This is a genomic window from Niabella beijingensis (genome assembly GCF_020034665.1).
Classification (GTDB): Bacteria; Bacteroidota; Bacteroidia; order Chitinophagales; family Chitinophagaceae; genus Niabella; species Niabella beijingensis.
On record NZ_JAIQDI010000001.1, the window covers coordinates 2,481,536 to 2,493,919 of the forward strand.

The 12,384-nt window shown below is 47.8% G+C and carries 7 protein-coding genes; 1 reads left to right on the plus strand and 6 read right to left on the minus strand.

Annotated elements, in window-relative coordinates:
• Nucleotides 1–8: 8 nt before the first annotated feature.
• The 4 genes from K7B07_RS10335 to K7B07_RS10350 are packed head-to-tail and all read right to left on the minus strand — an operon-like array spanning nucleotide 9 to nucleotide 8,307.
• Entirely contained in the window at nucleotides 9–2,606 is a 2,598-nt protein-coding gene (locus tag K7B07_RS10335) for a glycoside hydrolase family protein (RefSeq protein ID WP_223709413.1), read from the minus strand.
• A gap of 11 nt (nucleotides 2,607–2,617) precedes the next feature.
• A complete protein-coding gene (locus K7B07_RS10340; protein WP_223709414.1) occupies nucleotides 2,618–3,523 on the minus strand; it encodes a DUF5017 domain-containing protein in 906 nt (301 codons plus the stop codon).
• Between the two features lie 17 nt (nucleotides 3,524–3,540).
• Nucleotides 3,541–5,109, minus strand: coding sequence for a RagB/SusD family nutrient uptake outer membrane protein (locus K7B07_RS10345; protein WP_223709415.1), 1,569 nt, complete (start codon nucleotides 5,107–5,109; stop codon nucleotides 3,541–3,543).
• 18 nt (nucleotides 5,110–5,127) lie between these two features.
• Nucleotides 5,128–8,307, minus strand: a complete 3,180-nt coding sequence (locus tag K7B07_RS10350; RefSeq protein WP_223709416.1) for a SusC/RagA family TonB-linked outer membrane protein — start codon at nucleotides 8,305–8,307, stop codon at nucleotides 5,128–5,130.
• Between the two features lie 211 nt (nucleotides 8,308–8,518).
• On the opposite strand from K7B07_RS10350, the gene K7B07_RS10355 reads away from it, so the two are divergent.
• Complete coding sequence (locus K7B07_RS10355) at nucleotides 8,519–9,550, plus strand: winged helix-turn-helix domain-containing protein (protein WP_223709417.1); 1,032 nt, start codon at nucleotides 8,519–8,521, stop codon at nucleotides 9,548–9,550.
• Here K7B07_RS10355 and K7B07_RS10360 read toward each other — a convergent pair.
• Nucleotides 9,547–11,211, minus strand: coding sequence for a hypothetical protein (locus K7B07_RS10360; RefSeq protein WP_223709418.1), 1,665 nt, complete (start codon nucleotides 11,209–11,211; stop codon nucleotides 9,547–9,549). The two genes, K7B07_RS10355 and K7B07_RS10360, sit on opposite strands and share 4 nt — an antisense overlap.
• 381 nt (nucleotides 11,212–11,592) lie before the next feature.
• Nucleotides 11,593–12,330: a DUF2490 domain-containing protein gene (locus K7B07_RS10365; RefSeq protein WP_223709419.1), complete on the minus strand. Its 738-nt coding sequence runs from the start codon at nucleotides 12,328–12,330 to the stop codon at nucleotides 11,593–11,595.
• Nucleotides 12,331–12,384: the final 54 nt, after the last annotated feature.

Consider the following 12,384-nt stretch of genomic DNA (forward strand, 5'->3'; position numbering starts at 1 on the left):
CCGCCTCTTTAGCGGTAATCAAAACGATATACCCGGAGCCCGTAGGGTGCAATGCTTATCGCATTCTTTAATGCAGCAGGAAGACGCTTTCCTTCCGACAGCAATTCTGCATTCCCTGGCGTGATCCTTATGCCGCCTACTGTTGCATTCTGACTCAGGTTCAGATCTGTGGTCTGTGTTTCGTCATCGTTATTTAAAAGAAAAAGATAGACTTTCTTTGTGCGCCGATCGATTGCACATAAATAATCGATGTTGGGGTTGTTCAGTGTTACCAGCTGATCGGTCATCACCAGCTCCGCTTCATTACCATATATTTTTCCCGAACTGAATCCATAGGTTTTATGCGGTCCTACTTTAGGAGCCAGGAAACCGGCAGGAAAGGAGATCTGCCCGTTTGAGCGCAATGAAAGCTCTGCCATTAAATAATCCGTGATCCACCCGACCTGCCACCAGGCGTGATGCGGGTAAGGGCCGGCCCCTTTATTCATTGCTGTCCAGTAATAAGACGCTACTCCCGTTGGGGCATCTACAAATGCTTCCCGGCCCAAAGCCGCAGTACGCGCCATTTTCAGGAATAGGGAATCCTTTGTAAGCTGGAACATCCGCACAAACAGGCCCGCATGACTGGCCAGTAAAATAGGACCATGGCCATTGGCAGAACCGATAATTCCGCCGTGTTCGAAACTGAGCCCGACCTGGCTGATCTGCCAGTCTTCAAGGCTTCGCTGCTCCACCTGCTTTTTATCTGTTGATGGTATGGGATGGGAGTACACGGAGGTGGTGTACAGTTCCGCCACCTGGATGGCGGCTTGCCGGTAACGGGATGTTTTTGTGATCTCGTACAGATCCAGCAATGCCTGGGCACTCTGTCCCGTAGCAAAATCCGGCGCAAAGCGCGTATCACCACATACGCCGAGGAAAAAGCCCTGCTCCACACTGTTCTTTATAAACCAGTCGGCGGCTTTTATGGCAGCATGCAGAAATTTTTTATCGCCCAGCAATTTGTAGGCCACCAGCAATCCATAGAATGTAGGGCGGTAGTCTTTAAGATCTTCGAACAACGGCCGGTGGGAGGCATTATCATAAGCCACTTCCCAAAAGCCCTCCGGATGCATCTTTTCCAGCAGCCAGTCGGCGGCCTGCCGCAATTCTTTTTTCAGCGCCGGCTGATCCGGTTCAAATAAAAGTATATTTCCGATATCCAGCATTAAATAATAAGTGGTTCCTATCGGCTCTGTATAAGGTCCCCATTCTTCTGTGAAGCGCCGGGATTTGTACAAATAATACTGACCCGCTGCAGCGCCTTTGAAAAAACCGGGGGCTGTATGTTGTTGTGCAAGTTTAAAATTCAGTGCCTCCGGCAGGCGTTTTTGCAGTAATACCGGATCGCGGGTAAGATGCGCCAGCATCCACATCGCCCCATAGTCTGCATTTTTAACCGCATCTTTCTCCGATTCATAAACACCGCCCAGGTATTCCTGTGCACCGATATGCATTCCTTTGTAATCAAATACCCGCCAGCGGGAGGTACTGTCGCTCCTTACATAATGAAAGAGCTTTGAAATCCGGTCTGAGAGCGGCTCCTGGCTCTTTTTCAACTGAAGGAACGTATCAAACCGGTAGATATCATTTACCACATGCTGGTATGTCTGGTACCAGTCGCCGGTCGTAACGGTATACCGGAATTCAAAGGTGACCGTATCACCGGGGTTCAGAAAGGATTTTTTCTGACCCAGCACCGGGTGGTACAAAGTGGGCGTCAGTTGTCCCTGCCGGTTGATCATCGATAATCCCAGCAACCAGTCGGATTGCGTAAGTTTATTGCCGGCCCAGGGATCACGGCCGGTTCCGGGGGCGGCAGTAACCGACAGGGTAACGCCTTCCTTTGTTGTTAAGATCGATGTAAGCGCAGCCGCGGTCCTTTCACGCGCCACAACCGGCAGGGCCGGAACACCATGACCATAAGCATAGGCATCCACAAAATTGTTGTTGATCCGGTTCCCCTGGAAAATGCCCGGAATGATCGCCCAGCTGAACCGGTCTTTGTCTCCTGTAAACAGCGCAGGGCTTGCAATAGAATAGTACCCGGCCTTATGTGCCACCAGCTGCAGGGTCACTTTAATATCGTTCTCATTTGCCGGATCCAGTTCCCAGGTGGCTTTCAGATCTGCAGGACCGCCCTGCTGGCGGAAAACCAGGCCCTGCTGCGTGATCGCACAGAACGACGGATAAAAAACGGTTGCCGTGCCTTCCCGGTTCAGTGAAACAGCAGAAGTTGCTTCCTTCCATTTCGGGATAACGTACCGGTACTCCGGTTCCGGGAATGTGATCGTTTTTCCGGCGGCATCCGTCAGGTTACCGGCTGCTGTACCCGGCTGATCGGCGGCATACAGCAATGTATACTGCCCCAGTACACCGGGCAGGCGGACCCATTTATTTTCTTTGTATACCTCCAGCTTTTTCAGCATAAAACCGTCTCCTGTCTTTTGCCATTCCAGGCCTAACCGGCCGTTCTTTAAGCGGTAAGGTGCCTGCTGGCCGCAGATCTCCGTAACCGCACCGGAAAGCAGTAACAAAAAAAACAGGTATAAAAATCGATGCTTCATGATTCCATTATTTATTCCCCTTCTGGCGCCGTAATGTTCAGGGTGATTTCTTTTACTACAGACTGCTGATCCTTTACGTTGGAGTTATTGGCTACAAACACCACCTTATAAGTACCCGGGTTATTGTAAACCGCAACATAATCGTTTAGTTTTTGCGAGATGTTTTTTATGGGTTGTCCCTGATCGGGCATTACGCTGTTGGGGTTGAACTGTTTGGTAACTGCCCAGTCATCATCAAGATCCACAAAATTCCTTCCGGACAAAAGCTGTACCGACGAAACGGTCCATGCGGAGGATGCGCCGCTAAAATTAAAAGCGGTCCATCCAGCTGTGGCCATGTTTGCCAGCACGGTGTTTTCACCGGCTTCATTTATGCTGTTGAGATCGAATGAACGGATCACCCATCTGTTCTGTGTCACTTCTGTTTTTACTGTCTCTGTTTTAAACCGGAAGGCGATGGAAATTTTTTTATTCCTGGCGGCAAACTCACTCAGGTCAATATCGCCCGAAGGCGTCTGGTCTGCCCCGGTTGACAGCACTGCTTTACCGGTAATGTCTTCCCAGGTTGCGGAACGGATGCTGGCGGAATCATAGACCCCGCTGAAGTCGGTTGATACCAGCAGTTTTAAAGTGCTTGGATCTGCAATGCCATACTGGGAAAAGCTTTTGAAATTCAGCTGGATCTTATTGCCTTCTGCAAATGTCCGGTTACGGTATTCATAAACATGCCCGTGTTCGCCGGACCAGTAAACAACATTATCAGGATGACCGGTAAAGGTGAACCGTATCGTATCTCCCGCTCTATACGAAGTTTTATCAGCAGTAACTGTAAAGCTATCGAGTGATTCCAGTTCGTACCTTTTTTTACAGGAAGCAAAAAGGACAAATAATAGTAAAGGGACATATCTTTTTTTCATACACATGCGTTTTGATTTTACCATCCTGGGTTTTGTTTGATATTGGGGTTCACCGCCATTTCACTATTTGGAATCGGGAATACCACGGCCCGCTCTGTTATCCGCTGTGCCTGTGCAATAGCGGGGTCTTTTAAGGCGGCCGGCATGCGTGCCTGGTATTCGCTGGCCTGGGCCTGCATTACGGATACGTACACCCCCCAGCGGATAAGGTCGTGTTTCCGGATCCCCTCAAATGCAAACTCGCGCAGCCGCTCATTCATGATCAGCTCCTGGAAGTCCTGTTGCGACAAGCCCGCAGGGGCATCGGCCTGCACGTCCGGTGTATGTGCATCTTTACCGTATCCCCTTCGCCGTACCATATTGAGCGCTTCGTAGGCTGCTGCAGAAGGTCCGCTGTTTAAATAGTTATCGGCCTCTGCAAACATCAGTAAAATATCGGAATACCGTAATAATGGCCAGTTGGTGCCGGTCATGTTCTGGTTCCGGGGAAGGACTAATTCATATTCCCTTCTCCACTTTCCGTTGCTTCTTTCATAGATCTGGTCTGCGGCCCAGTTGGTCCTTACCACTGTTGTTCCTGTGGTTACAAACCGGAAGGGCGCCACCGTCCAGTCTCTTCGCTGATCCCCTTCAGCATACGCGTCATATAACTTTGCAGTGGCATGTACATAATCATAGCCGTATCCCGTATCAATATTACCGCAGGTAATGCCGTTGTAGCTTCCGATTGTTCCGCCTTCCTGTATCTCGCCCTGGCTGGTTCCCTTAAACTCCACTTCCCACAGGTTTTCCTTTGTATCAAAGGCCTCTTTTACGTGGTTGATATAGATCTGTTTGAAATCGGGGTTCAGGCCATGTACCCCGGATTGCATTACTTTGTCGGCATAGCTTCTGGCATCTGCATATTTGGCCACATCCCTCAATGGGTAACCGGCCATGGTCAGATAAACCCGTGTCAGCATTCCCTGTACCGTGGTTTTTGTAATACGTGTATTATACCCGTAGTCAGACACAGATTTCACCAGCCCCTCGGCTTCCTTCATGTCTTTTACGATCTGCTCATAAATTTCCTTCACGGGGCTGCCTGATAATGGTGTTTCATCAGGATTTTTTGTTGCATGCAGTTTTAGAGGCACCGGACCATAATGATCGGTCAGCAAAAAATAATAATACGCTCTCAGAAAAAGGGCCTGCCCCTTTACCTCATTGCGCTTGGCCTCGCTTGCCTGCTGTGCCTTGTCGATATTATCCAGCAGCATATTGGCTCTTTCGATACCGGTGTACAGCGCTTCCCAATGCCGGTTGACCTCCAGGGTGGAGGCATCCACAATATTGGCATTCATCCCGTTGATCTGATTTTTCATAAAGAACTCATCACTAAAAACCAGGTAGCAGGCCATGCCCTGGCCATAGACCCGGTTATCCCCCAGGCGGTCGTATACACCGGCCAGCGCGGATTCCAGGTCACTTTCCGTATTATAATAATTTACGGGGGATATAAAATCCTGCGGTGTTGTATCCAGGATCTTATTGCAGGCAGTAGCGGTCAGCGCTATAACCAGAAATATATAAAAACTCCTTTTCATTGTCAAAAGCATTTATCGTTAAAAAGTTACATTCAGACCAAGTGTAATGGTACGCGCCCTGGGGTAGGGGCTCCAGTCGAACCCCGGCGTAAGCGCAGAATGCCGCACCGAAACCTCGGGATCCAGACCGGAGTAGCTGGTCCAGGTAACAAGGTTCTGTGCGGAAACGTGCAGCCGGGCGGCTTCTATTTTCCACCTTTTCATCAGGGCCGGCGAAAAATTATAGCCCAGTGAAACGGTCTTTAAACGCATGAAGGATCCGTCCTCAATATTCCTGCTGGAATACACATTAGGCCCGTAGCCTCCCGCCACCGGCAACAGGCTGGATTGATTATCGGGCGACCAGCGGTTCTCATAGGTCTTGTACATGTTCAGATCACGCCTTGCTTCGGCTCCCTCAAAAACAATACGGTTTGCATTCAGCACATCATTCCCGTAAGACCATTGCAAAAACACATTAAGGTCGAACTGCCGGTAACGGAAATTGTTTGAAAATCCACCCAGATGTTTGGGGTTGGGATTGCCGATAATGGTTTGATCATTGGCATCCACAATACCGTCTCCGTTTATGTCCTTATATTTGATAAACCCCGGCTTGATGGCGGATCGGGCGCCGCCGTTATTCGGCACTTCGGGCTTCAGCTCATATCCGCCATTGGGCAATGCATTGAAATCGCTCAGCTGGTACAGTCCGTCAAAAACATATCCATAGAACAGTGCTACCGGATAACCGGGCAATGCGATATAGGGCAGCGAATTATTAAAATTGCCATTCCAGTTGGTGACCCGTGTGATCAGACTGGGCTCATCCCTGTTCAGTTCTTTTATCCGGTTATCATTAAACGCAATATTAAAGTTGGAGGTCCAGGTGAAATCCTTTGTGCTGATATTGGTCGTATTCAGAGTGAACTCGATCCCTTTATTTACTACCACTCCGATGTTTTTAAAGGCGGTAAGATAGCCGGTGGAGGTTGGCAGGGAGGCGTTCAATAAAAGATCGGAGGTTCTTTTGTAGTAATAGTCCGCGGTCAAATTGATCCGCTCATCAAACAAGCCCACATCCAGCCCCAGGTCCAGGTTCGCGGTACGTTCCCATTTGAGGTTTTCATTCCCTACGGTAATCGGCACGGTTCCTTTAAGGTAGGTCCCGTTAAAATAGTACCCGCTCCTGGTATTGCCTGTATTGGCAGATACTTCCTGGTCCAGCACACTCAGGTAGGCGAAATCCGTTACCCGGTTATTCCCCGTTACCCCGTAGGAAAGGCGGAGTTTTGCTGAAGAAAGTTGTTTAACCGATTTCAGGAATTTTTCATTCCCCAGGTTCCATGCAAAGGCCCCCGAAGGAAAATAACCCCACCGGTTTTTGGGCGCAAACTTGGATGATCCGTCGCTCCGGAAGGATGCCGTGAACAGGTACCGGGAGTTGAATGTATAGTTAACGCGGCCCAGAAAAGACACCAATGTGGAATAAGATCCGGATGTTGTTTTTGAAAGCACGGTTCCCTGATCCAGGCCTTTTATACCCAGCACTTCATTGGGCAGCAGGATGGATACAAATCCGTCCCCCTCTGTGCTGGCACGCTGCATGGTGAAGCCGCCCACCGCATCCAGACGGTGCTTGCTGTTGAACGAACGGTTGAAGGTGATGAGGTTTTCATTCAGCAGGTTGCGGATGCGCTGGTTATCGATAGAGCCATTGATCCCGTAGGAAGCCCCGTATACGGTACGCGGGTTCCCTGCTGCTGTTTTTGAATTATTAAACCGCTCGAACCGGAGATCTGTTTCCGTCATACCGCCATTTACCCTGAATTTAAAATACTTCAGGAAGGAGTATTCGAGAAAGGCATTTGTAAAAAATGATTTATTGATGGCATACATATACATATTGTTGGAGTTGACCACCGGGTTCACTCTCAGGTCGGTATTTCCGGCCACCTCGTCGTCAAAGGGCTGATCGAGGAAATCGTCGCTCACCCCGGTCCCGGTCACCGGCCGGTAACCCCAGGTACTGTAAAGCAGGTATGATGATGCGTTGCCGGCAGAAGAACTGTTCAGGTTGTCGCTGGTTAAATTGGCGATCTGCCCGTTCTTAACGGCATAGGTATAATTTGTATTGATCCCCGCCCTGAAGTTTTTGCCGATCCGCTGTTCGATCTGGAAACGTCCCTGGTAGCGTTTGTACCCGCCGTTGATCACAATTCCTTTCTGATCGAGGTACGAACCACTGAGGGAGTATTTGGTAGCAGCCGTACCGCCTCTTAAAGAAATACTGTGATTTTGCATAAAGGCGTCCTGCAATACATGATCCTGCCAGTTAACGCCGGGTTCATCCCGGTAAGATTCCAGGGTCTTTCCATCCGGGAGGTAGATCTTCTCGGCGGTCGCCCGGTTCAGCTCCAGCTGGTATTTCACGAATTCGTAGGGACTCATAACGGGGATCTGTTTTATCGGATATTGCATCCCCAGCCAGTTGTTATAAGACACGACAGGCGGACCGGTTTTCCCCTGTTTTGTTTTAATGATGATCACTCCGTTCGCTCCCCGTGCCCCATAGATCGCGGTGGAAGAAGCATCCTTCAGTACTTCAATGGATTCGATATCATCCGGGTTCAGCGTATTGTTGTCGGGATTTTCGAGCGGGAAACCATCTACCACATACAATGGAGCGTTTGACTGCGTAATGGAGTTTCCTCCGCGGATGGTTATATTACTCATACTTCCCGGCTGGCCGTCATTGGAACCTACCTGCACACCGGCAACCCTTCCGCCCAGGGCATCTTCAAAAGATACCACCGGTGCTTTTTCCATATCCTTCATATTGACGGAACCTACCGAACCGGTAAGATCCTTCCGTTTTACTTCTCCATATGCGATCACCACCACATCATCCAGTACCTGGTTGTTGGGTGATAACCGGATCTTATACTGGGTCTCTCCTGTAACAGGAACCGTCTGGGTGGTATACCCCACCATCGAAATAACCAGTACATCCTTCTCGCTGATGTTTGAAAGGTGAAAATTTCCTTTGGCATCTGTTATACCCGAAACAGTTTTTCCCTGTACGATGACGGTAGCTTTCTGCAGCGGATTTCCGTTCTCATCCGTAACAGTACCGGCCACATTTTTTACGGTCTGCGCCAAACAAGTCAGCGGAAAACCAATGGCAAACAGGAATGGCAAGATTTTACTTCGTTTCATATGCAATATTCGTATTTTATAGTCTGGTCTGGACTGGTATATATAACAAACATAGGGTTATTTTTCTTTTTCTCAAATTTTTATCCTGACTTTTTTATACTTGTAATAAAATCAGCTTCTTATATATACTTTCCGGTTCGCATGATACCTTTTGTCCAATCCTGGTTTGGTTTGTTTTGGTTATTACTTACTTTTGCCGGAAAGATTTTCTATGAGTGCAGCCGCGGATGCAGGAACAAAACGGGTCAAGAACGAACTACATGCCAAACTGAAATACGAGCAATTATCAGAATACATTATCGCACTTATTGAAAGTGATCACCTGCATATCGGGGATCAGATCCCCTCGTTAAAACAATTGCAGTTGCAACTCCGGATGAGTAAGGAAACCCTCCTGAAGGGATTGAATCACCTGGTTGAAAAAGGCATTATTGAATCGGTATACCGCAAAGGCTATTTTGTAAGAAAAAAAGCGATTGATCATAATTTCCGGATATTTCTGCTGCTGGATAAAATGAATATTATGCGGGAGCAGCTTTACCGGAGTTTGTTTGATCATTTAAAAGAGCGTGCAGATATTGACATTTATTTTCATCACCACAACTACCAGGTATTTGAAAAACTGATCCGGGAAAACCTGGGAAAATATACACATTATGTCATTGCTACTTTTCTTAAAGAGGATGTTGCCCCCATGCTGAACCTGATTCCGGATAAAAAAAGAATCATCATTGATCTTCATGAACAGGGATTAACCGGCAACTACAGCAGTATTTACCAGGACTTCGGATACGATATCTATCACAGTCTTCTTGAACTGAAAAATGAATTATCGAGATACAAACGGCTCATTCTTGTAGCACATCCTGAAGCCATTCATGCACGCCTGGTGATTGACGGGTTTTTACGCTATTGTACCGAGACCAAATTTCCATACCTGATCCAATCAGAGATCGACGAAAAAAATTTCCAGAAAGGCAATGCTTATGTAACCTTCAGCCGCTATAATACAGATGATGTGGCATTGATAAAGCTGGCCCGTAAAAAGAAGCTGGCCCTTGGTAAAGATGTAGGACTGATCTCTTACAATGATACTGATGTAAAAGAAATACTGGAGGGAGGCATCACCGTAATATCCACAGATTTTGAAGCCATGGGCCGGTCCGTTGCGGAAGCGATCCTTGGTGATCAAACAGTATTGAAACGCAATCCCACAAAACTGATCAAAAGAAAATCACTTTAATAACTGTTGTTCTTTTCCCATACAGGTCCGTCAAATATAGCACCGAAATTCTTTCCGTGCTCCCTTGTATTACCCGGGTCTTCCGTCACTTCATTATTCTGTTGCGACAGGCTCCGAACGGAGGTGAACACAAGGCCCGGCAGCGGCGATTTACTGATCTTGTTGCCATAGATCCCGATATTGCCGAATGCGCCGGCCGGTGGTACCTGCAGTTGCCCGTTGGCACAAAAAACAGAGAGTACGCCTGGTGGCATTCCCTTATTGGTCTTCTCAAACATACATTCAGAAATGGTATTGTTGCTGATGGTTACATTATCCGCAAAGCCGCCTCCCATCCAGTGCAGTTCCGGCGCCACCAGGATCGCATTCATCGCGGTGCCGGTGATCTCATTACTGTAAACCGCACCGTTACTGCTCTTGATCAAAATGCCTCTCGACCGGTTATGCCCCACTTTATTGTTTCGGATCACAAAACCTTTTCCTGTATGATTGTCGTTGTAAACAATATCACCCACGGCTATACTGTCCGGCAATGTTTCCAGCACAATGCGCACGCCCTTCGTATAGCTTGTTTTAAATAAAAGATTGGGATACTTACTGATAACCGCATCCTGTTCTGCCGCGCCGGGAACAAAAGCAGCCGCACTTACAATTCTTACTTTCCCGCTTTTTACAGCGCTGTATAATACATGCTGCAGCGTATCACCGGTATTAAAAACCGGGTTGCCTTCACGACTCAGTACATAGATCGCCCTGGCTGCCGTATCGATCCGGCATAAGGGAAAAGAGCGCCCGCAAACAATGATACAGTCATCACCGCTGTGCTTTACCTCGCAGTTCTCCACCAGCGGGCCTTTGCCCGCCAGGCTGCTGTGAATGCCATCTGCATTGCTGGAACGCAAGCGCGGAGCCATACCCGGCTGCACCGGTCCGCGGTCGACCTTACAACGGTTGTAATGGGTTTCACTGCAGTTCCTTTCAAAAAAAGAAAAGCTGTTGGATCCGTAAACCGTTACATCTTCCACTGTGGCCCGCGTACACTGCTCCAGTTGGATGGCATGCGCAGCAGGATTGGTTTTGGAGGATACCACATCCAGCACCACCAGGTCGCCGATCTTTTCATTGGCCACCCAGGCCGCATTTTTTACCAGCCGGAACCGGTTAGTGGCAACCTTATCAAAAGAAGTATAATGGCCGGCACCGGTCGTAATGCTGTTCCGCTTCAACTCCCTCGTAACGGGATCATAAAACTGAACCCGGTCGTTACGTACATGATCCACCGGGTAGCCCGGATCGATCTCCACTTCAAACCAGGTCCTGGTGCTGTCCATGGCCACGATACTTCCCTGGGTAAAACAAAGCGGATCATAATCCACGGAAAAACCGGAGATCTTTATACCTGTACAATTAAAGAACCGGAATGCCAGCTCCTGGGAATTGCAGACGATCTCCGAACCATTTCCCCTGATCTCCACATTCACCAGATCTGTGAACTGATAAGCACCATATTGCGCATTATTAAGCAGGTATCTTCCTTTCGGAATATCGATCACCGCCTGACCTTTCTGGGAATCGAGGACAGTCTTCAATTCCGGAAGCTGCTGTGCACCTGAAGCAGCTGCCAGGATAAGTAACCATACAGATAAAATCACTTTGTACATATGCTTGTTGTTAAGGGTTTAAAATTTGACAGACCCGGCTAAAACAGATCGCTTATCCCTGCAGTAAAAAAGGGTCCCTTCCTTTGGAAGACAAGGGGTGAAAAACAGCAAACGTTCAGCATTTATTTTCATCAGATCAATCGTTAAATCAAAATAAAATTAGTCTGGTCTGGACTGGTATATTTTTACAAACATAAAAATTTAATTTTTCTTTCCAAAAACTTTTATGCCGAAAAGCAGAATTTCTAAATCCTGGGCTTATTGTTTTACGAAAGAAAGCGGTGAAAATACAGGCGTCGAAGAATCCTGCAGCATTTTCCGCCGGTTTGCTCAAAATGAACAATCCAAAACAACGAATGTTTTCGTATTTTTTGGGGCCTGCTAATCGGCAACGGGTATAAAGATCCGTTTATCTTTATCCGCCCAGCGGTCTATCACCACATTCACAGACATGTGGATAAAATGCAGGCTCCTGTTGCCTTCAGGGGAAAGCTCCCGTTGCCAGAGATAACCGGTGGTTATTCCAACATTCTGATTAAACTGATAGCCGGCGCCTGCATAAACCCGGTTTCGTTTAAAGGCATTGGCTTTGGGACCAAGAAAGATCTCGTTAAACGCATTGAGAAAGACGGTTTGTGCCGTCACCTTTTTTTTGTTTAATGGAAGTGTGGCACTCAACCGGTACCGGTACCGCTGATCGGTTGTGTTCTCATCCGTTTTCGGAAAATGAAAAAAGCGCTGTTCAGCCCGCACCCGGTGGTCCAGGTCAAGTTTTGATATATAATGACTGAACGTATATTGCAGCCATAACCGGAATTCTTCCTGGTTAAGTCCTTTTTCTTTATAGGTTGTATAACGGCCCAGACCAACAAAGGCCTGGTTTGTTTCATTGAAATTGTAGCCGGTTCCTCCCTTTATTTCATAATAGTCAATTGTACGGAATTTTTCTATGGACCGGGCCTGCAGTTCCAGGTAGGCCATCCATTTGGGGGAAAATTTATACGTTCCGGTAGCTGTAAAAAAACCGGAAAGGTGTTCACTGTTTTGATTCTGAGCAATGCTGTTCCCGGCACACCCAAGGAGTATTACAGTTAAAAACGCGACAGTTCTTACTAGCATAAATGATCTGTTGATCCGGAATGAATTTTTAATAACAAAAAAACGAGCAGAAAG